The sequence below is a fragment of the Micromonospora haikouensis genome, from assembly GCF_000876225.1.
GTDB classification, from domain to species: Bacteria; Actinomycetota; Actinomycetes; order Mycobacteriales; family Micromonosporaceae; genus Micromonospora; species Micromonospora haikouensis.
Genome location: NZ_JXSX01000002.1, coordinates 410571 through 434591, shown reverse-complemented (window position 1 = coordinate 434591; position 24021 = coordinate 410571). Strand labels below are relative to the sequence as shown.

At 75.3% G+C, this 24021-nt stretch carries 18 protein-coding genes and 1 pseudogene; 7 read left to right on the top strand and 12 right to left on the bottom strand.

Annotated features, from left to right (window positions below):
• Window positions 1-41: 41 nt before the first annotated feature.
• Window positions 42-1460 (bottom strand): annotated as a pseudogene (locus tag TK50_RS35720) (hypothetical protein); the annotation flags it as partial.
• Window positions 1461-3071: 1611 nt separating this feature from the next.
• On the opposite strand from TK50_RS35720, the gene TK50_RS18515 reads away from it, so the two are divergent.
• From TK50_RS18515 to TK50_RS18500, 4 genes are all read left to right on the top strand, one after another.
• Window positions 3072-3710, top strand: coding sequence for a TetR/AcrR family transcriptional regulator (locus TK50_RS18515; RefSeq protein WP_043965396.1), 639 nt, complete (start codon window positions 3072-3074; stop codon window positions 3708-3710).
• 65 nt (window positions 3711-3775) lie between these two features.
• Window positions 3776-4003 (top strand): DUF3107 domain-containing protein, encoded by a 228-nt coding sequence (locus tag TK50_RS18510; RefSeq protein WP_007073114.1) that lies wholly within the window; start codon window positions 3776-3778, stop codon window positions 4001-4003.
• Between the two features lie 385 nt (window positions 4004-4388).
• Window positions 4389-6050, top strand: a complete 1662-nt coding sequence (locus tag TK50_RS18505) for a DEAD/DEAH box helicase (RefSeq protein ID WP_043965393.1) — start codon at window positions 4389-4391, stop codon at window positions 6048-6050.
• Between the two features lie 166 nt (window positions 6051-6216).
• Window positions 6217-7371: a class I SAM-dependent methyltransferase gene (locus tag TK50_RS18500; protein ID WP_043965392.1), complete on the top strand. Its 1155-nt coding sequence runs from the start codon at window positions 6217-6219 to the stop codon at window positions 7369-7371.
• Between the two features lie 98 nt (window positions 7372-7469).
• Here TK50_RS18500 and TK50_RS18495 read toward each other — a convergent pair whose 3' ends face one another.
• On the bottom strand, window positions 7470-7931 hold the full coding sequence (locus TK50_RS18495; RefSeq protein ID WP_043965391.1) for a hypothetical protein: 462 nt from the start codon (window positions 7929-7931) through the stop codon (window positions 7470-7472).
• Between the two features lie 276 nt (window positions 7932-8207).
• On the opposite strand from TK50_RS18495, the gene TK50_RS18490 reads away from it, so the two are divergent.
• The gene (locus TK50_RS18490; RefSeq protein ID WP_043965390.1) at window positions 8208-8624 is read left to right on the top strand and encodes a helix-turn-helix transcriptional regulator; all 417 of its coding nucleotides are present in this window, start codon (window positions 8208-8210) and stop codon (window positions 8622-8624) included.
• A 61-nt stretch (window positions 8625-8685) separates the two neighbouring features.
• Here TK50_RS18490 and TK50_RS18485 read toward each other — a convergent pair whose 3' ends face one another.
• The 8 genes from TK50_RS18485 to TK50_RS18450 form a co-directional block, all read right to left on the bottom strand.
• Window positions 8686-9642, bottom strand: coding sequence for a hypothetical protein (locus tag TK50_RS18485; RefSeq protein ID WP_043965389.1), 957 nt, complete (start codon window positions 9640-9642; stop codon window positions 8686-8688).
• 148 nt (window positions 9643-9790) lie between these two features.
• On the bottom strand, window positions 9791-11929 hold the full coding sequence (locus TK50_RS18480; protein ID WP_043965388.1) for a RecQ family ATP-dependent DNA helicase: 2139 nt from the start codon (window positions 11927-11929) through the stop codon (window positions 9791-9793).
• Window positions 11930-11985: 56 nt separating this feature from the next.
• Window positions 11986-13101: a branched-chain amino acid ABC transporter permease gene (locus TK50_RS18475; protein WP_043965385.1), complete on the bottom strand. Its 1116-nt coding sequence runs from the start codon at window positions 13099-13101 to the stop codon at window positions 11986-11988.
• Window positions 13098-13988, bottom strand: coding sequence for a branched-chain amino acid ABC transporter permease (locus TK50_RS18470; protein WP_043965382.1), 891 nt, complete (start codon window positions 13986-13988; stop codon window positions 13098-13100). Before TK50_RS18470 ends, TK50_RS18475 begins: the two co-directional genes overlap by 4 nt.
• Complete coding sequence (locus tag TK50_RS18465) at window positions 13985-14716, bottom strand: ABC transporter ATP-binding protein (RefSeq protein WP_043965380.1); 732 nt, start codon at window positions 14714-14716, stop codon at window positions 13985-13987. Before TK50_RS18465 ends, TK50_RS18470 begins: the two co-directional genes overlap by 4 nt.
• On the bottom strand, window positions 14713-15456 hold the full coding sequence (locus tag TK50_RS18460) for an ABC transporter ATP-binding protein (protein ID WP_043965379.1): 744 nt from the start codon (window positions 15454-15456) through the stop codon (window positions 14713-14715). The genes TK50_RS18465 and TK50_RS18460 overlap by 4 nt, the downstream gene beginning before the upstream one ends.
• A gap of 3 nt (window positions 15457-15459) precedes the next feature.
• Entirely contained in the window at window positions 15460-16665 is a 1206-nt protein-coding gene (locus TK50_RS18455; protein WP_043965378.1) for a substrate-binding domain-containing protein, read from the bottom strand.
• A gap of 739 nt (window positions 16666-17404) precedes the next feature.
• The gene (locus tag TK50_RS18450) at window positions 17405-18565 is read right to left on the bottom strand and encodes a glycerophosphodiester phosphodiesterase (protein ID WP_043965377.1); all 1161 of its coding nucleotides are present in this window, start codon (window positions 18563-18565) and stop codon (window positions 17405-17407) included.
• A 105-nt stretch (window positions 18566-18670) separates the two neighbouring features.
• Here TK50_RS18450 and TK50_RS18445 point away from each other — a divergent pair, with 105 nt between their 5' ends.
• The gene (locus tag TK50_RS18445; protein WP_043965376.1) at window positions 18671-20005 is read left to right on the top strand and encodes a TrkH family potassium uptake protein; all 1335 of its coding nucleotides are present in this window, start codon (window positions 18671-18673) and stop codon (window positions 20003-20005) included.
• A gap of 25 nt (window positions 20006-20030) precedes the next feature.
• Window positions 20031-20663, top strand: coding sequence for a potassium channel family protein (locus TK50_RS18440; RefSeq protein WP_199486112.1), 633 nt, complete (start codon window positions 20031-20033; stop codon window positions 20661-20663).
• 35 nt (window positions 20664-20698) lie between these two features.
• Here TK50_RS18440 and TK50_RS18435 read toward each other — a convergent pair whose 3' ends face one another.
• Both TK50_RS18435 and TK50_RS18430 read right to left on the bottom strand, forming a co-directional pair.
• Entirely contained in the window at window positions 20699-22375 is a 1677-nt protein-coding gene (locus TK50_RS18435; protein WP_043965374.1) for a serine/threonine-protein kinase, read from the bottom strand.
• A 70-nt stretch (window positions 22376-22445) separates the two neighbouring features.
• Window positions 22446-24020: a fused MFS/spermidine synthase gene (locus TK50_RS18430; RefSeq protein WP_043965372.1), complete on the bottom strand. Its 1575-nt coding sequence runs from the start codon at window positions 24018-24020 to the stop codon at window positions 22446-22448.
• Window position 24021 lies beyond the last annotated feature (1 nt).

Here is a 24021-nt window from a genome sequence, read left to right as displayed (position 1 = left end):
ACCAAGTCTGCCCGCGCCGCCGGCGTCCCGCCCGCCGTCGGTCACGCCAGCAGCGCCTCCAGGCGGCGGTTGACGGCCGCCAGGGTGGCCCGGACGACGGCCTGCCGGGGATCGCCGGCCACCAGTGCCGAGCCGGCGAGCTGCTCGACCCAGCCGTCGCAGACCAGCAGCACCACCACCGTGGCCACTTCGCAGTTGCCGAACGGCACCACCGCCGCGTGCTCGACGAAGCACCGGCCCCGGTCGGGCTCCTGCTCGCCGCCGCGCAGCAGCTGGTCCACCGCCGCCGCCGCGGCGACGGCGCAGAGCCGCAGCACGTAGCCGTCCACGGCGGGCCCGGTCGCGTACCCGGATGCGGTTTCCTGGTCGGCGAGGAGGCGGACCTCGACGTTCGCGTCGAGGCCGAACGTGCTGACCTGGACGTGGTCGATCACCACGCGGGGCCCCGGCGCGCCGCCGGTGTCCAGCGGTCGCGACGGCGCGGTCTCCGTCGTGGTCATCTGCCCACCGGAGTACGAGGAGCCGAGCGTCGCCGGGCTGCCCGTCGCGAGGCCGGCCGGGGCGGCGCTGACCTGGCCCGGCTCCTCCACGGCGGCCCGGCCCCGGTGCGTGGTCGCCTGGCGACGCCGGCGCGGCGGCTCCCCCACCGGGTCGGCCCGGCGGTCGAGCCGGGGCGGCGGCGCGTCGGCGGGCGGTCGGGCCTCCGGCAGCCGGCCGGCGGCTCCCCGGGGGTCGGCGGGACGACGCTCGGGGGGCCGGGGCGCGGCGCCCCGCAGGTCGGGGCGCGCCTCGGCGGAGCGACGACGCACGGGCGGCGGCGGGGCGCTCGGCGTCCCCGGAATGTCCTGCGGGGCGGCGGCCAGCCCCATCCGCTCCTGCAGCAGGCGGGCCACCTGGCGGCTCACCTCGGCGGGGTCGGCACCGTCGGCGAGGTCGAGCCGCAGGCTGTGCGCGCCGGCCGGGGTGCGGCGCAGGGCCGCGTCCCGCACCCCGGCGACACCGCGTACGGCGTCGAGGATGGCGTTGACGTCGAACCCCTCGGGCCGCTCCTGCGGCGGGGCGGGCTCGTCGTCGCGACGAAGGTGGGTGGCGATGCGGGCGAGCTCCGGGGTCTCGGCGGGGGGCTCCACGGCTGGCGGCTCCGGCACGACGGGCACGTCCGGTTCGGCGGGGACGCGCTGCGGCAGCACCGCCGTGCGGTCCGGCTGCCGGCCCCCGTCGGCCGGGGCGGCCGGGGTCACCGGGTCGGGTGCGGATCGGCGGGCCGCGTACGGGGGTGCGCTCGTCGGGGCGGGCGCGGGTGGGGTGCGGACCAGCCGGCCGATCCCGCTCGTGGCGGGTGCGGCGGTCGGCCCGGCACCGGTGGCGGTCGGCGGTTGGCCGGGTGCGTCGGTGGGCGGGGCGTCCTCGGGGACCGGACGGAGCCGGAAGGGCCGGGCGGCGGCGGCCCGCACCTCGGCCGGGTCGACGGCTGCGGCGGCCGAGGTCTCGGGCCCGGCGGCGGGCGGGGCGGACGCGGGGCGGACACCGGCCCAGGCGGGGCGCTCGGCCGGGCCCGGGGCGGGTCGGGCGGCCGGGTCGGCCCCGGCACGCGGCTCGGACCCGGGACGGGGCAGCTCGTACGGGCGGATCGGCTCGGCCCGCACCGGCTGGTACGGCCGGACCGGCTCGGCGCGCACCGGCTCGTACGGCCGGATCGGCTCGGCGGCGTAGGGGTGGCCCGGCTCCGGCGGGTGGCCTCGACCGGGCTGGGGGGCCCAGTCGGCCGCCCGGCCCTCGCGCGACGACGGACCGGCCTGCTCGGTCTCCGCGCGTGCCGGGCCGACCGGCTCGGCCTCTGCGCGGGCCCGGCGCCCGGCCAGCTCGTCGATGCCGGCGTGGCGGTCGGCGGTGTCCTCGTCGGCGCGCAGGCGACGCCCGGCCGACCCGTCGTCGCGGGACCGGCGGGCGGGCTCGCCCTCGTCGTCGCGGGAGCGGCGGCCGGCCGGCTCGGCCTGGTCGCGGGACCACGGCGGGGCCCACCCCCCGCCCCAGCTCGGGCGGTTCCAGTCGGGGCCGGCCCAGCCCGGCGGGGGTGGCTCGGCGCTCTCGTCACGCCCCCGGACCGGCCCACGGTCGGGCTCGCCGGGATGGCCGGGATAGCCGCCGCGATCGGGCTCACCGGAATAGCCGCCACGGCCGGGGTCGCCGGGATGGCCGGCACGGCCGGGGTCGGCCGGATAGCCGCGCGGATCGTCGTCCTCGGGCGGGAAGCGGTGGGCCCAGTCGTACGGCCCGCCGGCCGTCGCGCCCTGGTCGAGGGCGGACCGGTCGGCGGGGTAGCCGCGCGGCGCGTCGAAGCCGGCGTCGGCCGGCGGGACCTGACCGGCGGGGGGCGCGGACGCCGGGGCGTCGCCGTCGGGCCAGTGGCCCAGGCGAGGGGCCGGCTGGTCGTCGGAGGAGTGCCGGGCGGCGGGGTCCGGGTCGGTGCCGCGCGACGGGCCGGCCGAGCGCTCCAGGGCGGGGGCCGGGCGCTGCGCGGGGACGGTCAGCCGGTCGTCGTCGGTCTCCCAGGCGGCGTCCTCGGGCAGCGGCGGCGCGCTGACCGGCGTGGGGCGGCCGGGACGCGACTCGTCGCCGGTGTGGCTCACGCCGTTGACGTGCGGGTGGCCGTTGACCCGGGTCGGGGGCTCGCCCCGGGTGGCCGGGCCGGGCAGGGGGGCCGGCAGGTCGCCGTGGCGTGGGGACGAGGCACCCCAGCCGGACGGCTCGGCGCGGCCCCAGCCGGACGGCGCCTCCCGCGACGCGCCGGCGTCGCCGCCACTGGACCAGCCGGTCGCCGAGGGCGCCCACCCGCTGACGGAACGGGCGAGGTCGTCCTGCTGACCCGTGCCGTCGCCGTGCTCTCCCGGGGTGGCGGCACCGGGTTGCCCTGCTTCACTCACCGCGCGCTCCTTGGTCGCCCCCGCTGAGGCTACCGTGTGGTGACAGTGGCGATAAGTTACAGCGGCGGGCCAATTCCGCGCGGGGTTCGTCGACCCCGACCGGTTCGGGCGATATGCCGGCTCGTACGACCAGTTTCGGAGGTTCCCATGACGGCTGTGGGGAACGGTGCCCAGACCGCCGGCCGGCCCACGCGTTTGCCCCGCTCCGCGCGGCGCAAGCAGCTGCTCGCGGCGGCGCAGGAGGTGTTCGTCGCGCAGGGATACCACGCCGCCGCGATGGACGACATCGCCGAGCGGGCGGGGGTTTCCAAGCCGGTGCTCTACCAGCACTTCCCGGGCAAGATGGAGCTCTACCTGGCGCTGCTGGACACGCACTGTGACGCGATCGTGGCGAAGGTGCACGACGCGATGCGGGGCACCAACGACAACAAGGAACGCGTCAGCGCGTCGGTCCGCGCGTACTTCGACTTCGTCGACCACGAGAGCGAGGCGTTCCGCCTGGTCTTCGAGTCCGACCTGCGCAACGACCCGGCCGTGCGGCAGCGGGTGGAGCGGGTGGAGCAGGGCTGCATCGCCGCGATCACCGACACGATCATCTCCGACACGGGGGTGAGCCGGGCGCACGCCGAGTTGCTCGCCTCCGGCCTGGTCGGCGCGGCGGAGACGGCGGCGCAGTTCTGGCTGGCCGGGGGCCGGCAGGTGCCGAAGGCCGAGGCGGAGGCGCTCGTGGCGGCGCTGTCCTGGCGGGGCATCGCCAGCTTCCCGCTGCAGGGTGAGTCAGCCTGAACATCCGGCCGTGAGATCGGATAGCCTTCCCACGGCGGCTTTTTCGCCCCAGTTGAGGAGGCACCGTGGAGGTCAAGATCGGCGTGCAGTACGCGCCGCGCGAGCTGGTTCTGGAGAGCGCGCAGTCGCCGGCCGAGATCGAGCAGATCGTGACTGACGCCTTCGCGAAGGACGAAGGGACGCTCTCCCTGACCGACGAGAAGGGCCGGCGGGTCATCGTTCCGGTCAACAAGGTCGCCTACGTCGAGATCGCCGAGGCCTCGCCCCGGGCGGTCGGTTTCACCGTTCGCTGATCTCCCTGCGGGAGACCGGCGGCCAGAGGTGCTGGCCGGCCCGACCGCGCAGGTCGGCCGGCCGGACCTCTCCACCCATCCGAAACGCGTCGCAGCGGGCGCAATCGGGTAGGGCTGAAGTGACCCAGGTCACAATCACCGACCCCGACTGTGGGGACCCTGTCCTGAACAGGGACGACACCGGGGCGGCTCAGGTAGTATGGGGCAGTTGCCGTGGGCGCCGATCTGGCGAAGGGTCGATTCCGGCCCGAAGCCCTGCACCACGGCGCGCGTGCGGCCCGGTCCGGCTCGGCGATCTCCGCCCCCGACCGTGTGGCCCGCGCCACTACCGTCCGCGCCCTGAGGACCTGAGGGGCGCACCACGAGAGGGCACCCCCAAATCCATATGAGCGATCAGATCTTCGATCCCACAGCCGGCCAGGAGCTGGCACCGACCGCCCCGGTCCGCCCGGAGGCACCCACCTTCGCCGAGCTCGGCGCCCGACCGGAGACCGTCGAGGCGCTGGCCGCGGCCGGCATCACCCGCGCCTTCGCCATCCAGGAGTACGCGATCCCGATCGCGCTGCGCGGCGTCGACATGATCGGCCAGGCGCCGACCGGCACCGGCAAGACCCTCGGCTTCGGCGTGCCGCTGCTGGAGCGCGTCTTCGCCCCGGCCGAGGGCGGCGACGGCGTGCCGCAGGCCCTCGTCGTCGTCCCCACCCGCGAGCTGGGCATCCAGGTCGCCAAGGACCTCGACGCCGCCGGGCGCACGCGGGGCGTCCGGGTGCTGCCGATCTACGGCGGCGTGGCGTACGAGCCGCAGATCGACGCGCTGCGCAAGGGCGTCGAGATCCTGGTCGGCACGCCGGGCCGGCTGATGGACCTGCAGAAGCAGAAGCACCTGCGCCTCGACCGGGTGCGCGCGCTGGTGCTCGACGAGGCCGACCGGATGCTCGACCTGGGCTTCCTCGACGACGTCGAGAAGATCCTCGCGATGCTGCCGGAGGACCGGCAGACCATGCTCTTCTCGGCCACCATGCCGGACCCGATCGTCACGCTGTCCCGGCGCTTCCTGCGCCAGCCGATGACGATCCACGCCGGGCACACCGCCGAGACCGGGCCGTCGCCGCAGACCGAGCAGCTGGTCTACCGCACCCACTCGATGAACAAGATCGAGATCGTGGCCCGCATCCTCCAGGCGGAGGGGCGCGGCCTCACCATGATCTTCACGCGCACCAAGCGGGCCGCCGACCGGGTCGCCGAGGACCTCGACTTCCGCGGCTTCGCCGTGGCCGCCGTGCACGGCGACCTCGGCCAGGGCGCCCGGGAGCGGGCGCTGCGCGCGTTCCGGGCCGGCAAGATCGACATCCTGGTCGCCACCGATGTGGCCGCCCGGGGCCTGGACGTCAGCGGCGTCACCCACGTCATCAACTACGACTGCCCCGAGGACCAGGACACCTACACCCACCGGATCGGCCGCACCGGCCGGGCCGGCGCCACGGGCGTCGCGGTGACCTTCGTCGACTGGGACGACATGCCCCGCTGGCGGATCATCGACAAGACGCTCGGGCTGGAGATGCCGGAGCCCCCGGAGACCTACCACACCTCGCCGCACCTCTACACCGACCTGGCCATCTCCCGCGACGTCACCGGCACCCTGCCGACGGCGGAGCGGACCCGGGCCGGGCTGTCGGCGGAGGTCGAGGAGGACCTCGGCGGCCGGTCCCGGCGCGGCGAGTCCGGCGGGCGGGGCCCCCGGCGCGGTGAGCGGGGCGAGTCCCGTGGTCGCGGCGAGCGCCGTCGCGCCCGGCCCGACGGCGACGCCGCCGACGTCCCGGCCGAGCAGGCCGCCGAGGGCGAGGCCCGCACCCCGCGCCGCCGGCGTCGCCGCCGGGTCGGCGAGGCGGGGGCCGGCGAGCCGACCGCGGTGGTCTCCGCCGAGCCGTCCGGCGCCGAGCCCGCCGCGACGGCGGCCGACGGCGATCCGGCCAAGCCCCGCCGCCGCCGACGCCGCCGGGGTGGCGGTTCCGGCCCGGGTACGCCCGCCGAGGCGACCGCCGACTGACCACGCGCAACGTCGACATCCCCCGCCCGGTCCCACCGGCGCGGGGGATGTCGCTTTCCGGCGGCGGCCGACCGGGCGGAGCGCTGGGCACGCACGGCGTCCCGCCGGAAGATCACCGCCCACCGCCCGCCACGCCGGGGAGAATCCCGGCGAGGAAGATGGAGAGATGCCCGAACCCCTGGACGCCGCCCTGACCGAGGTCCGGGCCCTGCTGCTCGACCCCGCGCTGACCCGGGCCGTCGCCGCCGGCCGCCGCAAGGGGCACCGCCCCTCGGTGGTCCGCGCCGAGCTGCGCCCCGTCGTCCTCAAGGCGGGCCCGAGGTTGCAGCTCGCCACCTCCGACGGGGCCCGCCCGCACACGCGCAATCTCGCGCCCGGCGCGGAGGCCGGCGCGGCCGTGGACGCCCTGCTGGCCGAGCCGTTCGGCAACTGGCACGTGGAGACGACCGACGTGACGCTCCAACTCCGGGTGACCAAGTCCGGCGAGGCGCAGGTGCACCGGGCCGCCGCCGCCCGGCCCGCCGCCGAGCCGGGCGGGCACGACCGGGCCAAGGAGTGGCTGCTCGACCCGGGCGACCCGATCTTCGCCGAGATCGGCGGCACGGCGGCGAAGCGCCGGCAGGTGGACGCGTTCCTGCGGGCGCTCGCCGCGACCCTGCCGGACGACCTCGCCGGGCCGCTGCGGGTGGTCGACCTGGGCTGCGGCAACGCGTACCTGACCTTCGCCGCGTACCGGTATCTCACGCAGCGCGGGCTGGACGTGCGGCTGGTCGGCGTCGACGTGCGGGAGGACCAGCGGCAGCGCAACACCGAGCTGGCCGGGCGGCTCGGCTGGGCCGACCGGGTGACCTTCGTGGCGGGCACGATCGCCGACGCGGTGGTCGACCCCGCCCCCGACCTGGTGCTGGCTCTGCACGCGTGCGACACCGCCACCGACGAGGCGCTGGCCCGGGCGGTGCGCTGGGACGCCCGCTGGGTGCTCGCCGCGCCCTGCTGCCACCACGACCTCGCCGCCCAGTTGCGGACCCGGCCGGCTCCGGCCCCGTACGACCTGCTGACCCGGCAGGGCATCCTGCGCGAGCGCTTCGCGGACGTGCTGACCGACTCGCTGCGGGCCGCGCTGCTGCGGCTGCACGGGTACCGGACCGAGGTGGTCGAGTTCGTCGACTCCCGGCACACGCCCCGGAACCTGCTGATCCGGGCGCGCCGGGCGGGCGGTCCGCCGACGGCCGAGCAGCGGGCGGACTACCGGGCGCTGGTCGACCAGTGGCGGGTGACCCCGCGCCTGGAGACGCTGCTCGCCACGCCGCCGACCGGCTGACCCGGCCTATCCTCGGGCGCCGCCCGAACCCCGGCCCGCCCTTGCCGTGGCCGCGGCCCGCGCCGGTCCGGCCCGGGGCCGTTCTCCTGCCGGTCCGCTCAGCGGCGGCGGTCGCCGCTGCCGCCCCGGTCCCGCCCCGGGGGCCGCTCGTTGCCGGCGCTGCGGTCGAAGGCCGAGAACCGGTCGCCGCGCCCCCGGCCACCGGGCCGCTCGGCGTCGGGCGACACGGTCGGGAACGGCACCACCTTGGCCGGGGTCTCCGCGTTGCCGGCGGCGGCGAAGGCGTTCCAGGAGATGTCGACCAGGAGCCGCTTGAGCTCGGCGTGCCGCACCGCCGCGTTGCGTTGCAGGGCCAGGCGCACGCCGAGCACCACGCCGACCAGCGTCGTGGTGACCGCGCCCGCAGCGGCCAGGACGTGCGCCCCGGTCACCCGGTCGGCGTGGACCACCAGGACGAGCAACCAGCCCCAGAAGCCGGCGGCGAAGACGCCGGCCTTGGCGACGAAGAAGAGACTCACCGCACCCGGACGGTGCGGCACCGGACGGCTCGGCTCGGTCATGCGGCTCCTCATCGGCGGTCACGGACGGCCACGGACGGTGGGCGGACGAGCATCGAGCTTAGTTGACGTACGGCAATCACCCGCAGCGACCGATACGCTTCCCGTGGGAACGTTCCCACTCGGCGGGAAAGAACATGAGGGATATTCGCAGGTAGCCGCCCCGGGACGGCACCGATCGGGACGAAGGGGGCGAGCAAACGCTTGCTTCCGCCATCGGTGGGACTACCCTCAGGGGGCATCGCCCCGTGCTCCGGCCCGAAGGAAGACCGCGCAGGAATGGCTTCGCCAGAGGTTTCGCCGCAGATGGCGTTCGCGCGTTTCGTGCGACGCGCCATCGACGACGCCCGCGAGGAACGGGGCTGGACCGTCAGCGACCTGGCGTCGCACACCGGCGTGGGCCGGTCCACCGTCTTCCGCTGGCTCGCCGGCGACTGGCAGGACTACCCCGAGCTGGCGAAGGTGCGCGGTTTCTGCGCCGCGCTCGACCTGCCCGTGACGGCGGCCTTCCGGGCCCTCGGGCTGCCCGACTCCGGGCCCGTCCCCCGGCGGCGCGGCGACGAGGGGCCGGTCGAGGCCGACGTCCGGGTCATCCTCCAGCGGCTGGCCGACCCGGCCGTGCCGGCCGAGGAGAAGCACCACATCCGCGACCTGCTCCGCTACCTGGCCCGCCGCCCGGTCCGCCGCGCCGGCTGAGCCGCCCCGGCCCTGGCGGGTCACCCGGCCCACCGGCCCCTGGCCGTCGCCGCCGAGCGGGTCAGGGCACGTTCAGGGTGAACTCGGCCGTCCGCACCACGCCGGCCACCTGGAAGTCGAGGTAGAGCCGGTAACTGCCCGGCCCCGGCACGGTCACCTGGAAGCTCACCCCCGCCGTCGGCGGCCCCGCCTCCGGGTGCACGTGCAGATATCCCAGGTCGCCCTCGCGCAACGCCACCAGGTGCCCGTACGCGCCCAGGTAGCGCTCCAGCGGCGCGGCGGTGCCGTCGGCGGCGCGCACCTCGAACCGCAGCGGCCGGGTCACACCGATGCCGGGCTCGCCGGACCAGCTCACCGCGAAGTCGTCCACGGTGGCGGTGCGGGCCGCCGCCGGCAGCGGCCGGGGAGCGTACTCCCCCGGGACGGCCAGGTCGGTGCCCAACGTCCGGGCGCTCTGCCCGCCATCGTCGGTGACCAGCGTGAAGTCGGCGTACGCCCGCCAGACGCCCGGCTGCGGCAGGGTCAGCGGGACCGACCAGGTGCCGTCCGTCGCCATCGTCGGGTGCAGGTGCTGGTAACCGGTGAGGTCGCGGCGCACCACGATCATGTGCATCGGCTTGTCGTGCACGACCGCGAACCGGGTCACCGGCCGCCCCTGGGCGTCCCGGATCTGGAACCGGAACTCGCCGGCCCGCCCGGCGGCGAGGTCGGCCGCCAGCGGGGCCAGCGTCCAGCCGCCGGAGCTGACCGCGAGGCCGCCGACACCCGTCGGGTCGCCCCCGTCGGCGGTGCCGCCGTGGTCGTGCGCCCCGGTGCCGGGGGCATGGGTGTGCCCCGCGCCGGCCGGGGCAAGCGCGTAGCCGCCGGCCGCCGGGGGCGGGTTGAGCCGGCCGAGGCCGAACCCGAGCAGGACCGCGAGCACCAGCCCGCCGACGACCAGCGCGAGCCGCAGCGTGCCCCGGTCGACCAGCAACCCGGGCTGCTGCGGCTCCCCGCCGTCGGGAAGCTGATCGGTCATGCGCCCACCGTACCGTCGGGCCCCGCCCAGCCTGGTCAGCGACCGCGCGGCGTGGCCCTGGTCGCAATCCGCCGCGCCCGGGAACTTTTGTTTGCAGGGGCCCCCTGTACAACAGAATGCGTTAACAGGGGGCCCCTGCAAACACGCCTCAGCCGGCGACGGCCAGCGCCAGGGGGAGCACGTCGGGTGCGCCCGCCCGACGCAGCAGCCGGGCCGTCATCGTCAGCGTCCAGCCCGTGTCGACCAGGTCGTCGACGAGCAGCACCGGCCCGTCCAGCCCGGCGAGCGTGTCCGCCAGCCCGTCCGGCAGGGCGAAGGCGTCGTGCAGCGCGCGTACCCGCTGGGCGCTGTTGCCGCGCGGACCGTCCGGGCCGGCGGCGCCCGTGGGAACGACCGCGCCGAGCAGCGGCAGCCGGCCCACGGCGGCGATCCGCTCCGCGAGCGAACCGACCAGCTCCGGCCGCCGCCGGGAGCCGACCGCGACCACGCCGACCGGGCGGCGCGGCCACGGGTCGTCGCCGTGCGCCCACGCCTTGAGCACCTCGACGACCGCGCCGGCCACGTCGTCGGGGACCGGCCGGTCCGCCGCGCCGGGGCCGACCAGCTCCCGGAGTCGGCCACCCCAGCCCAGGTCGGACAGCCGCCCCACGGCCCGCCCCGGGAGCGCCTGCTCCGCCGGGGGAATCCGGCCCTTCAGGGGTACGCCCACCGCGTCCAGCCCTGTCGGCCACAGCTTCTTCGGCGGGACGTCCACCCCGGGGCGGCCGAGGAAGCCCTGGGCCGCGCTCAGCGCCGGCGAAGACACGTCGGCGGTGAACAGCGGGCCCGCGCACCGGTCGCACCGGCCGCAGTCGCCCGCCCCGGCGTCGTCCAGGCACTCCCGCAGGTACCGCAGGCGGCAGCCGGGCGTCGTCGCGTACTCGCGCATGGCCTGCTGCTCGGCGGTGCGCGCCTGGGCGACGCGGCGCAACCGGGCCTCGTCGTAGACCCACGGCTCGCCCGTGGCGAGCCAGCCGCCACGCACCCGGCGGACCGCGCCGTCCACGTCGAGGACCTTGAGCATCAGTTCGAGGCGGGCCCGGCGCAGGTCGACGATCGGTTCGAGGGCCTGCGTGGACAGCGGCCGGTCGGTGTGCAGGGCGGCCAGCACGGCGCGCACCTGCTCCTCCGGCGGGAACGCGAGCGAGGCGAAGTAGCGCCAGATGGCCGCGTCCTCGGCACCGGGCAGCAGCAGCACCTCGGCGTGTTCGACGGCGCGCCCGGCGCGGCCGACCTGCTGGTAGTACGCGATCGGCGACGGCGGCGCGCCCAGGTGCACCACGAAGCCGAGGTCGGGCTTGTCGAAGCCCATGCCCAGCGCACTCGTCGCGACCAGCGCCTTGATCTTGTTGTCGAGCAGGTCCTGCTCGGCGGCCCGCCGGTCGGCGTCCTCGGCCTGCCCCGTGTACGAGGCGACCGGGTAGCCCCGGGAGCGCAGGAACTCGGCGGTCTCGCCGGCCGCCGCCACGGTCAGCGTGTAGACGATCCCGGAGCCGGGCAGTTGGTCCAGGTGGTCGGCGAGCCAGCCGAGCCGGTGCGCGGGGCTGGGCAGGTCGAGCACCCCCAGGCGCAGGGACTCCCGGTCCAGGGTGCCGCGCAGCACGAGCGCGTCGCCGAGCTGCTCGGCGACGTCGGCCGTGACGCGGGCGTTCGCGGTGGCCGTGGTCGCGAGCACCGGCGTACGCTCCGGCAGGTTGGCCAGGAACGTGCGCAGCCGCCGGTAGTCGGGCCGGAAGTCGTGCCCCCAGTCGGAGACGCAGTGCGCCTCGTCGACGACGAGCAGCCCGGTGGTCGCGGCCAGCTGAGGCAGCACCGCGTCCCGGAAGTCGGGGTTGTTGAGCCGCTCGGGGCTGATCAGCAGCACGTCCACCGCGCCGTCGTGGATCTCCGCGGTGATCGCGTCCCACTCGTCGAGGTTGGCCGAGTTGATGGTGCGGGCCCGGATGCCGGCGCGGGCGGCGGCCTCGACCTGGTTGCGCATCAGCGCCAGCAGCGGCGACACGATCACCGTCGGCCCGACGACGGCGGCTTCGGAGTCGGCGGGTGGGCCCTCCCCGTCGCGGTCGCGCAGGAGGGCGGTGGCCACGAAGTAGACGGCCGACTTGCCCCACCCGGTGCGCTGCACGCAGAGCACCCGACGCCGATCCACCACCAGCGCCTCGATGGCCCGCCACTGGTCCTCCCGCAGCCGGGCGTGGTCGCCGGCCAGCCGGCGCAGCACCGCCTCGGCCCGATCCCGCACCGCCACCCGTCCCTGCTGATCCACCCCCCATTCCTACCAGCCCCGGCCCCCCGCCCCGTCGATCAAGGGGTGCGACGGGCGGGCAGGTGGCGGGTCAGCGGGCCGAGGCGGGAGCGGAGGCTGGCCAGGCCGCCGGGGAAGAAGTAGACGGCCAGGATGAACACCGTGCCCAGCACGAACAGCGGCTGGCTCAGGGGGCGACTCAGGAACGCCGGCAGCGACTCCACCGCGTCGCTGCTGCCGAACGCGGTGAGCCGGTGGTCCAGGTACATGTAGCCGACGCCGCCGAGCACCGGCCCCCAGCGGGTGCCGGGGCCGCCGAGCACCACCATCACCAGCAGCGACAGGGTCAGCTCGCTGGAGGTGATGTGCGGCGACGCGCCGCCGACGATCAGGCAGTAGACGACTCCCCCGCCCGCCGCGAGCCCGCCGGCCAGGGTGAACGCGACCAGCTTGAACCGGTACGGGTCGAGCCCGAGCACCCCGATCCGCCGCTCGTCGTCGCGCAGGCCGGCGAGCACCCGCCCCGTCGGCGACCCGGACACCCGGTGCACGACGAACACCACCAGGGCCAGGTACGCCAGCGCCAGCCAGTACAGGTTGACGGTGTTGGCCACCCCGACCAGCCCGGCGGGCAGCCCGGACACGTCCAGCGGCAGCCCCTCCTCGCCGCCGGTGAGCCCGCCGAAGTCCCGGGCCACCAGGATCGCCCCGACCTGCGCGAAGGCGAGGGTGACCATGGCGAACGCGATCCCGGCCGTACGCAGCGCCACCGCGCCGAGCAGCCCGGCGAGGATCGTCCCGCCGACGATCGTGAGCAGCGCGGCCTGCCACAGCGGCAGCCCGGCCCGGGTGACCAGGATGTCGGTGCCGTACACGCCGGCGGCGAAGTAGAGGGCGTGCCCGAAGGAGAGCATCCCGGTGCGCCCGAACAGCAGGTCGTAGCCGGCGGCGAGGCCGCCGAAGACGAGGCAGACGGCGAGCAGTTGCAGGGTGCCGGGCGAGTTCAGCGGCCCCTCGAAGACCCCGGGCAGCTCCAGCGTCGAGTACGGCAGGACCGCCGCCACGGCCAGCGCCACCAGCGGCAGGTACGGCCGCAGCCCGTGCCAGCCCCGCCGGTGCGGGGTCAGCTCGTCCGGCACCCGCGCCGGGGGCGCCTCGACCATCGAGTCGGTCATGCGTGAGCCACCTTTCCGGCGATGCCCTGCGGGCGCAGCAGCAGCACCACGGCCAGCAGCGCGACGACGCACAGGTCGCCGACGCCGGACGCGCCGTAGTAGTTGACGAACTGTTGCAGCAGGCCGACGGCGACGGCCGCGTACGCGGAGCCGACGACGGAGCCCATGCCGCCGATCACCACCACGATGAACGCGAAGATCAGCAACGAGCCGCCCTGGCCGGGCGAGACGGTGCCGAAGTAGACGCCGCCCAGCGCTCCGGCCAGCGCGGCGGCGGCCCCGCCGATGGCGAAGACCAGGGTGAACGCCCTGCGCACGTCGATGCCCAGCGCGGTGACCATCTCCCGGTTCTCCACGCCGGCCCGGATGATCAGCCCGTACCGGGTCCAGCGCAGGAACGCCAGCAGCGCGCCCAGCACCGCCGCGGCGGCGACGATCAGCAGCAGCCCGCCGTTGGGCACCTGCGCGCCGAGGATCCCGGTGACCTGCCGGGTCCAGGCGGGGCGGGGGAACGGGCGGGCGTCCGCGCCCCAGGTGGCCTGGAGCAGCGCCACCCCGGCCAGCGACAGGCCGACGGTGACGAGCACCTGCTCGATGGTGCGCGAGTACAGCGGCCGGATCAGCACCAGCTCGACGAGCACGGCGACGAGCGTGCCGGCGGCCACCCCGAAGGCGACGGCGAGCACGAAGCCGAGCCCCTCACCGCCGGCCCCGGGCAGGTTGCCCGCCGCCCACCACGTCCCGTACGCGCCGACGCCGAGGAACAGCCCGTGGGCGAAGTTGAGCACGTCGGCGAGGCCGAAGACCAGCGACAGCCCGGACGCGACGAGGAAGTAGAGCGCCGCCAGGCCGAGCCCGGTCAGCGTCAGCAGCACGATCGTGTTCACGCCCGCACCTCCGGAGTCCCCACGCCCAGCAGCGAGCGGGTCAGCTCCGCCGAGCCCAGCAGCTCGCCCGCGCCGCCGGCCCAGGCGACCCGGCCGGCGGAGAGCACCACCGCGTCGGTGGCGAGCCGGCGGACCACGGCGAGGTTCTGCTCGACCAGCAGCACCGGCACCGTCTCGGCGACGCGTTCCAGCGCCTCGGCCACCTCGGTCACCACCTTCGGCGCCAACCCCTTGGTCGGCTCGTCGACCAGCAGCAGCCGGTTGTCGTTGAGCAGCACCCGGCCGATCGCGAGCATCTGCTGCTGCCCGCCGGAGAGCGAGCCGGCTCGTTGCCGTCCGCGCCGGTCCAGCTCCGGGAAGAGCGCGAAGACCCGGTCGTACGCCGGGGTGCTGCCCCGCCGCTCGGCGAGCCGCAGGTTCTCGGCGACGGTGAGCCCGGCGAACACGTCGCGGTCCTCCGGCACGTAGCCGAGCCCGGCGCGGACGAGCCGGTGGGTGGGGCGGTCGAGCAGGTCCCGCCCGCCCATCCGCACGGTGCCGCGCGCCTCGCCGCCCCGGGGCGTCAACCCGAGGACGGCGCGCAGGGTGGTGGTCTTGCCGACGCCGTTGCGCCCGAGCAGCACGGTCACGCCGGTCGGCGCGACGGTGAACGACACCCCCTGGAGGATGTGCAGCCCGGCGATGCGCACCGACAGGTCCTCCACCGAGAGGATCGGTTCGCCCGTCACAGCGCCTCCCCCAGGTACGCCTCCTGGACGGTGGCGTCGGCCATCACGGTCTCCGGGGTGTCGCAGGCCAGCAGCGCGCCGTGGTGCATCACGGCGATCCGGTCGGCCAGTTCGAGGATCACGTCCATGTGGTGTTCCACCATGAGCACGGACCGGCCGCTGTCGCCGGTCAGCGACCGGATCACCGCGACCAGCTCGGGCACGTCCTCGGCGCTGACGCCGGCCATCGGCTCGTCGAGCAGCATCACCCGGGGCTCCCCGGCGAGCAGCAGGGCGATCTCCAGCTTGCGCTTCTCGCCGTGGGCGAGGGTGCCGGCAAGCGCCGTACCCCGGTGGTGCAGGCCGACCCGGTCGAGCGCCGCGTCGGCGGCGGCGGCCACCCCCCGGTCGGCCGCCGCCCGCCGCCACAGCTTCATCGAGCCACCCCGGTGCGCCTGTACGGCGAGCCGCACGTTCTCCCGCACGGTAAGCGACCCGAACACCGACGACGACTGGAAGGTACGCCCCAGCCCGCGCCGGGCCCGCCGGTGCGGCGGGAGGGCGGTGACGTCCTCGCCGTCGAGCAGCACCTGGCCGGCCGTCGGCGGGCGCAGGCCGGTGATCAGGTTGAACAGGGAGGTCTTGCCGGCGCCGTTCGGCCCGATCACGCCGAGGAACTCGCCGGGCGCCAGGTCGAGGTGCACGCCGTCGACGATGGCGACCTCACCGATCCGCCAGGTCAGGGCGCGGGTGGCGAGCACGGGTCAGCCCTTCATCTGGCCGACCGGCGGCGCGGTCTCGTCGCCGGTCAGGCTCTTCTGCGCGGTCGCCGTGTACGCGCTGCCGCTGCCGGTCAGCTTCGCCTGGAACATCGGCTGGAGCAGGGCGTGGTCCTCGGCGCGGATCGTCATGGTGCCCTTGACGCCCTCGAAGCTCCAGCCCTCCAGCCCTTTGATCATCTTGTCCACGTCGTCGCCACCCTGCTCGACCGCGCGCACGACCATCTGGGCGGCGGCGAAGCCGTCGGGGTGGAACAGGTCGAGGGTGCCGCCGGGGACCTTCGCCTTGGCGGCCTTCGCGGCCTCGGTGTCGGCGGCACCGTCGAACCAGTGCGACAGGAAGGAGATCTTGGTGCCGGCCGCGCCGAACGTGGGCCAGGACGCGCGGATGTCCAGCCCGGTCACCACCGTGGTCGAGGAGAGCACGCCCTGCTGGTCGAGGGTCTGCCACATGGCGGGGGCGGTGGTGCCGGCCCAGGCGACGAAGAGCAGGTCGGGCTTCGCAGACCTGATCTGGCTGGCGAACGGGGTGAACTCGGTGGCGCTGGCCGGCGCGCGGACGCTGCTCACCGTGGCCCCGGCACCGCCGATGACGGCCTTGACGGCGGCCTCGTTGGCGTCGCCGAACGCGCCGTCCTGGGCGAACACGACGACCTTCTTGCCGGTCGGGTCGCCGATGAACGACTTCGCGGTCACCACGTCCTGGTAGGACTGCCGCCCCGAGCGGAACGTGTACCGGTTCGCCCCGGTCACGGCGTCGGTGGCGGCCGGGCCGGAGATGAACAGGACCTTGTTCTGGGCGGCGATCGGGGCCACCTGGAGGGCCACGCCCGACGACGTCGAGCCGGCGATGATCTTCGTGCCCTTGCCGATCAGGTCCTTGGCCGCCGACACCGCCTTCGCCGGGTCGCCCGCGTCGTCGACCTCGGTGACCTCGATCGCCCGGTCGCCGACCTTGCCGGTGCCCCTGGTGGCGAAGTCGAGCCCGGCCCGGAACCCCTCGATGTACTGCTTGCCGTAGCTGGCCAGCGCTCCCGACTGGGAGTAGACCAGGCCGACCTTCACCGGGGCGGCACCGTCGCCGCCGCCGGAGGCGGTGTCCTGCGGGCTGCCACAGGCCGTGGCGGCGAGCGCCGCAGCCATCATCGTGGCGGCGGAGAGGAACACCCGCCGCGTCGTCCGGACCGTCATTGCGACTCCACGTGAGGACTCGGAGGAAGTTAACGTCATGTGTCGGATCACGCTAGAAGTGACGTCACCCACGAGCCATGTGGCGGAAACACACAAGTAACGATGAATGGGTGGCCCGTCCGGACAGTCACGCGATGGCAGCACGGCCGCCCCGCACGTGCCGGGGGCCGATCGCCACGCCGGCAACTGGCCGGTGTGTCGCCGCCCGCCACCGCCACCTGCCACCCGTCGGCTGTCGGCTGTCGGCTGTCGGCTGTCGGCGATGATCGACTCCATGTCGGGGAGATGGGCCTGTCCTGCCTCGCCGATACCCCCACCTGCCCGACATGACGGGCTGCGCCTGGGCTCGGGCCTCGTTCTCGCCGGCTAGGGAGCTGATGTCGCAGATGACTCGGCACCGAAAGCCGGGCTGCTCGACCCGGGTCGGACAGGTCTGCTGCACCGGCAGGTGACAGGTGTGGTCACGCGGCCTGACCAACCTGCGCTCGGAACGTGGCGGTGCGGGCCCGATCCACTTGCGCTCGGAACGTGACGGTGCGGGCCCGATCCACTTGCGCTCGCAATTTGGCGGTGCGGGCCCGATCCATTTACGACATCAGCTCCCTAGTCGGCAGGACAGGGAGCCGCACCGCCAGCCGCAACGCACCCAGCCAGCGCGGCACGCCCAACCAGCGCGGCCTGCCCAACCAGCGCGGCCCGCCCCCGGCGGAGGGGGCGGGCCGCGTTCGTGCGAGTTCGGTCAGTGGCGGGGCAGGCCGGCGCGGGCGGCGACGGCGGTGTCCGGCTGGTCGGCGAAGACGCCGTCCAGGCCGAGGCCGTAGAACAGCTCGTACTCGGCGGTGATGTCGCCGCGGGCGTTCGGGTCGGCACCGATGCGGAAGTCGGCCGGCAGGAACTGGTTCTCGGCCCGGAACGTCCAGGCGTGCACCACCAGCTTGAGCCGGTGGGCGTCCCGGATCAGGGCGGTGGGGGCGAGCAGCTTGCCGGCGGCGTCCCGGGGGACGATGAGGTTCTTGTTCGCGCCGACGCCGTCGGCGTACCCGGCGATCCACTTGAGGCCGGAGGCGGTGGCCAGGTCGGCGTAGGTGCGGGGGTCACCGGCGAGGGTGAAGTCGTAGGGGCGGCCCGACGCGTCGAGGAGCTGGGCCAGCTTCACGTCGGTCAGCTTGTCCAGCTTGCGCAGGTTGGCCGTCTCGAACGACTGGATGATCACCGGGTCGTTGCGGTGGGTGAGATTGTTCGCCTTGAGCACGGCGACGAGGCGCTCCTCCAGGGGCAGCCCGATCGAGGCGAAGTAGCTCGGGTGCTTGGTCTCGGGGTAGACGCCGATCGTGCGGCCCCGGGCCTTGCTCTCGGTGCGGGCCAGGTCGATGACCTCCTGGAGGGTGGGCACCGGGAGCTTGCCGTCGAACGCGGTGTTGGCGACCCGCACCTGGGGCAGCCGCTCCTTGGCCCGCAGCGTCCTCAGCTCGGCGAGGGTGAAGTCCTCGGTGAACCAGCCGGTCACCGACACCCCGTCGATGGTCTTCGTGGCCTTGCGGGCGGCGAACTCGGGGTGGGCCGCCACGTCGGTCGTACCGGAGATCTCGTTCTCGTGCCGGGCGACGAGCTGGCCGTCCTTCGTCGGGACCAGGTCCGGCTCGATGTAGTCGGCGCCCATCCGGATCGCCAGCCGGTACGCCTCCAGGGTGTGCTCGGGCCGGTAGCCGCTCGCGCCCCGGTGGCCGATGACCAGCGGCCGGTCGGCGGCCCGGGACCGGTCCACGGCGGCCGGCGGGGCGGCGTCCGGGGCGGTACCGGGGGCGGCCTCCGGCTTCGCCGAGGCGCTCATGGCCGGCACCGCCACGGCCGCCGCGAGCAGCGCGCCGGCCAGGCCGAGGGCGGAAAGGGTACGTCGCAACGCCGTCTCCTGTCGTCGAGGGATCGCGCCCAGCAGACCGGGGCGGGTTGACGGACAGATGGCCGTTTCGGCACCGACGGTCGGCGGGGAACGGAAGATTGTCTGGTGCACCGGTTTCTCCGTCACCCCGTGCGGCTGGTGCCGTTCGGGTTCCTGGCGGCGATCCTGCTCGGCACCGGCACGCTGATGCTGCCGGCGGCGACCAGCGCGCACCGGTTCACCCCGTTCAGCACGGCGTTCTTCACGGCCACCTCGGCGGTCTCCGTCACCGGCCTGTCCGTGGTCGACACCCCGACGTACTGGAACGGGTTCGGGCTGGTGATGATCACCGTGCTGACCCAGGTCGGCGGGTTCGGCATCCTCAGCGGCGCGACCCTGGTGGTGCTCGTGGTCGCCCGGCAGCTCGGGCTGCGCAACCGACTGCTGGTGCAGGCCGAGACCGCCGAGTTCGGCATCGGCGACGTACGCGGGCTGCTGCTGCGCATCGCGGGGACCATGGTCGGCTGCGAGCTGGTGATGACCGCCGTGCTCGCCGGCCGGTTCTGGCTCGGCTACGACTACCCGCCGGGCCGGGCCCTCTGGTACGGCTTCTTCCACGCCGTGCAGGGGTTCAACAACGGCGGCTTCGCGCTCTTCTCCGACAGCCTCGTCGGGTTCGCCCGGGACCCGTGGATCTGCCTGCCGATCGCGTTCGGCACGATCGTCGGCGGGCTGGGCTTCCCCGCGCTGTTCGAGGCGTCCCGGGAGTGGCGGACGCCGGGCCGCTGGGCGATCGCCACCAAGCTCACCGTGTGGGGCAGCGTGGTGCTGCTGGTCGTCGGCTTCGTCGGCCTGCTCGCCGCCGAGTGGCCCGACCCGCGCACCATCGGCGGGTACGACGTCGCCGGCAAGGTGCTGGCCACCTTCACCCAGAGCGCGCTGGTCCGCACCGGCGGCTTCGCCGTCCTCGACACGGCGGGGCTGGACGAGGAGAGCGTCCCGCTGCTGGTGGCGCTGATGTTCATCGGCGGCGGCAGCGCCAGCACGGCGGGCGGGATCAAGGTCGCCACGTTCTTCCTGCTCGGCTTCGCCATCTGGGCGGAGCTGCGCGGCGAGCCGGACGTCATCGTGGGCCGGCGGCGGGTGTCCACGGCGAGCCTGCGGCAGGCCCTGACCGTCGCCCTGCTCAGCGTCGCGCTGGTGGTCGGCGGCACGGTCGTCCTGCTGCTGCTCACGGAGGGGCTGGCCTACCACCGGGCGCTGTTCGAGGTGACCTCGGCGTTCAGCACCACCGGGCTGTCCACGGGCGTCGCGCAAACCGTCGCCGAGCCGGGCCAGTTCGTGCTGACCGTGCTCATGTACGTCGGTCGGGTCGGGCCACTCACCCTCGGGTCGGCGATCGCGTTGAACACCCGACGACGGCTGTACCGCTACCCGGAGGAGCAACCCATTGTCGGCTAGGAACACGGACGGCGGCGGCATAGCGGTGATCGGGCTGGGCCGGTTCGGCTGCCACCTGGCCAGCTCGCTGACCCAGCTCGGCCACGAGGTGCTGGCCATCGACCGCAACGGCGAGCGGGTGCAGCGCTGGTCGCCGTACCTGGACCGGGTCGTGCAGGCCGACGCGACCGAGGAGGGGGCGCTGCGGCAGCTCGGCGTGACGGACTTCCCGCGCGTGGTGGTGGCGATCGGCGCGTCGGTGGAGGCGAGCGTGCTGACCGTCCTCGCGCTGGCCGAGCTGGGCGTGCCGCAGATCTGGGCGCGGGCCACCTCGGACAAGCACGCCAAGATCCTCGGCTCGGTCGGCGCCCAGCACGTGATCTTCCCGGAGGCGGAGACCGGGGAACGGGTGGCGCACCTGATTGTCAGCAAGATGCTGGACTTCATCGAGTTCGGCGACGACTTCGCCATCGCCAAGGTGCGGGTGCCGGACGCGCTGGTCGGGCGGCCGCTGCGCGAGCTGGCCCCGGCGGACCGCTACGGGGTGATGGTGGTCGGGGCGAAGCTGCCCGGCGAGCGGTTCCGGTACGCCGACCCGGGCACCGTCCTCGCCCCGGGCAGCGTGCTGATCGTGGAGGGCAGCATCGCCCAGGTGCAGCGCTTCGCCGAGCTGAGCTGAGCCAGCTGCGCCGCGCCGCGTTGGGCCGGGCCGGGCTACTTCCCCTTGCCCTTGCCGGGCGCACCGGGCTTGGCGGGCGGGCCGGGCTTCGAGGGCTTGTCGGGCTGGGCCTTCGCGCCGCCGCCCGAGCCACTGTTCGCGCCGCCGCCCGGGCCGCCGGCCTTCGCGACCGTGGCCTTCTTCGTGGTGGGCTTCGCCGGTGCCTTCGTCGGCTTGGCGGTCGGCTTGGCGGTCGGCACGGTCCCGGCGACGCCGGAGACGCGTACCCGGCACTCGGCGTCGCCGAGGCGGAACTCCAGCGGCAGCGGGTTCGTGCCGGTGTACCGGCCGGTCAGCGCGACCTTCCGGGCCGCGCCGGGTGCCAGCGCGGGCTGCCCGGCGGCGGGACGCACCTCGACCGTACGCCCCTGCTGGCGTACGGCCGGGTCGGTCTTCGTCACGGTCTGCTGGCCGGGGAACGCGAAGCTCATCGTCCAGTCGCGCAGCTCCCGCTCGGAGGTGTTGGTGAGGGTCAGCTCGGCGGTGAAGTCCTTCCCGGAGTCCTTGCGCAGCGCGTAGTCGACGGCGCAGGGCGGCGGCCCGGTCAGCCCCATCCGGGCCTCGATGGGCCGGTCGATGCCGCCGCTGGCCGGGCTGCGGGACGTCAGCCCCCACATCGTCGCGGTGACCGCCACCAGGCCGGCCGCCGCCACCCCCGCCTCGACCCGACGCCGCCGCGCCACCGCCCGCCGGGCGCGGGTGCGGCCGGGAAAGGGCAGCGCGCCGGTCTCCGTCGACCAGGGCAGGATCGTGGTGCCGGCGTTGGCGAGCACGTCCGGGTCGAGCCGGGCCGGGTCGCCCCCGGGCGGCGCGGACGGCACCGGAACCGTGGCGAGCATCCCGGCCGCCTCGGCGAGGGTGCGGGCCACCTCGGCGGTGGCCGGGCGGTCCTCGGGGCGCTTGGCCAGGCAGCGGTGCACCAGCTCGGCCACCTCGACGGGCAGCCCCGGCACGTCCGGCATCGGCTCGGGCTCGGCGTACATGTGGGCGCGCAGCATCTGGGTGGTGGTGCTCGCCTGCCAGGGCAGCCGGCCGGTGAGCATCCGGTAGAGCAGCAGGCCGAGGGCGTACACGTCGGTGGCCGGGGAGACCTGGCCGTTGTCCAGCCGCTCCGGGGCCAGGTAGGCGGGGGTGCCGAGCAGCGTGCCCTCCGCGCCCTTCTCGCTCTCCCCGGCCAGCGCCGAGATGCCGAAGTCGACGACCTTCACGCCGGTGGAGGTGAGCATGACGTTGCCCGGGGTCACGTCGCGGTGCACCACGCCCCGGGCGTGTGCGGTGGCCAGCGCCGAGGTGACCTCAGCGCCGATGGTCACGGCCTCCCGCCAGGGCAGCGTCCCGTCTCGGCCGAGCCGGGCGCTGAGCGGCCCGCCGTCGACCAGCTCCATGACGACGTACGGGACGGTCAGCCCGACCTGCTCGGACTCGCCGTAGTCGTACACGTTGGTGATGTTGGGGTGGCAGAGCCGGGCGGCGGCCTGGGCCTCGGCGCGGAGCCGGTGCCGGAACGCCCGGTCGCTGGCCAGCCGGGAGGCGAGCACCTTCACCGCGACCTGCCGGCCCAGCACCTCGTCGTAGCCGCGCCACACGACGGACATGCCGCCCGCGCCGAGCTGCTCGACGAGCCGGTAGCGCTCGCCGAGCAGCTGCGCGCCGTTACGGACCGCTCCACCCATGGTCGGAGGTTTTGCCCGACCCGCGCCGTCCTAACCCCGCACGGTCAGAATCGGTCAGGGTTTCACCCTTTCAGGCGGTAGCGAGCAGTTGGTCCACGGGGGCGTAGTCGTCGGTGAGCACCAGCGCGTCCCCGACGAAGGACGTCAGCACGTCGCCGGCGAGCACGATCGCCGCCTCGGGCAGGGCGTTGACCCGGCCCGCGAGCGGAGCCAGCGGCAGCGGCGCGTCGGAGGCGACGATGAGGAAGTTCGCGCCGGTCCGGCCGGCGACCGCGTCGGGCGGGGCGACTAGGGCGACGTGCCGGAACGCGGCGGCGACGGTGGCCAGTTCGCTGCGGACGAACCGGCCGGGCGGGTAGTCGATGACGTTCTGCACGTAGATCCCGCCGGGGCGCAGCACCCGGTTGATCCCGGCGGCCATCTCCCGGGTGGCGAGGTGCCACGGCACCACGAGGTGCCCGAACGCGTCGCCGACCACCAGGTCGCGGCTGTCGGCGGGCTCCGCGTCGAGCAGCACCCGGGCGTCGCCGACCTCGGTGCGCAGGCCCGGCCCGGGGCGCACGCCCAGCTCCCGGCGGTCCAGCTCGACGAGGCCGCCGTCGATCTCGAAGACCGCGTTGTCGGTGCCGGGCCGGGTGGCGGTCAGGTAGCGCGGCACGGTGAAGCCGCCGCCGCCCAGGTGCAGGGCGTCCAGGCGTTGCCCGGCGGGGGCGGCCACGTCGGCCGCCGCGCCGATCCACTGCGTGTACGCGTACTCCAGGTGGGTGGGGTCGGCCAGGTCGACGTACGAGTGCTGGGCGGAGTTGAGCAGCAGCGTCCGCCCGGACGGCCGGCCGGGATCGGTCTCCACCGACGCGCAGTGGTACGCCGTCTCCACGTCGCACGGGTTCGGGGCGATGGTGGTCAGTCCCGCCCCGGCCAGCCCGAGCACCGCGAGGACGGCCTTCGTCCGGCCCGGGCCGGGCAGCCCCGCCCCCGCCCCGGCCAGCCCCGCCCGCCCCTGCCGGTGCAGGTACGCGCCGAGCCCCAGCCCGGTGCCGCCGAGCAGCACGGCGAGGGCGAGCAGGATGACGCTGCTGGGCAGCGCGGCGACGAGCACGAAGCCGGTCAGCAGGGTGGCCGTGATGCCGCCCAGCGTGCCGATGCCGGAGAGCCGGCCGACGACCTGCCCGGTGCGGCGCAGGTCGGCGAGTTGGAGCTTCACCACGAGCGGGGTGACCGCCGCGAGCAGCGCCGCCGGCACGAACACGGCGAGCGCGGTGAGCAGCAGCACGGCGCTGGCCGCCCCGCCGCGCAGCACCTCGCCCGCGTACCGGACGACGGGGAGGGTGACGGCCGTGGCGATGCCGGCCAGCACCAGCGCCGGGGCGATCAGGGCGCGCGGGTCCCGCCGGTCGGCCAGCCAGCCGCCCGTCCACGCCCCGTACGCGATCGCACCCAGCGCGATGCCGATGACGGAGCTGGTCACCTCCAGGGTGACCCCGACGTACGGGCCGACAAGGCGCAGCGCGACGGTCTCCAGCACGAGCACCGCCCCGCTGGAGAAGAAGACCAGGAACGCGGCGAGGCCGTTGGGCAGGGCGCGGGCGGGGGGCGGCGCGGGCCGCGCCTGCGCGACGGCGGCGGGCGACGATGAGCTGCTCACC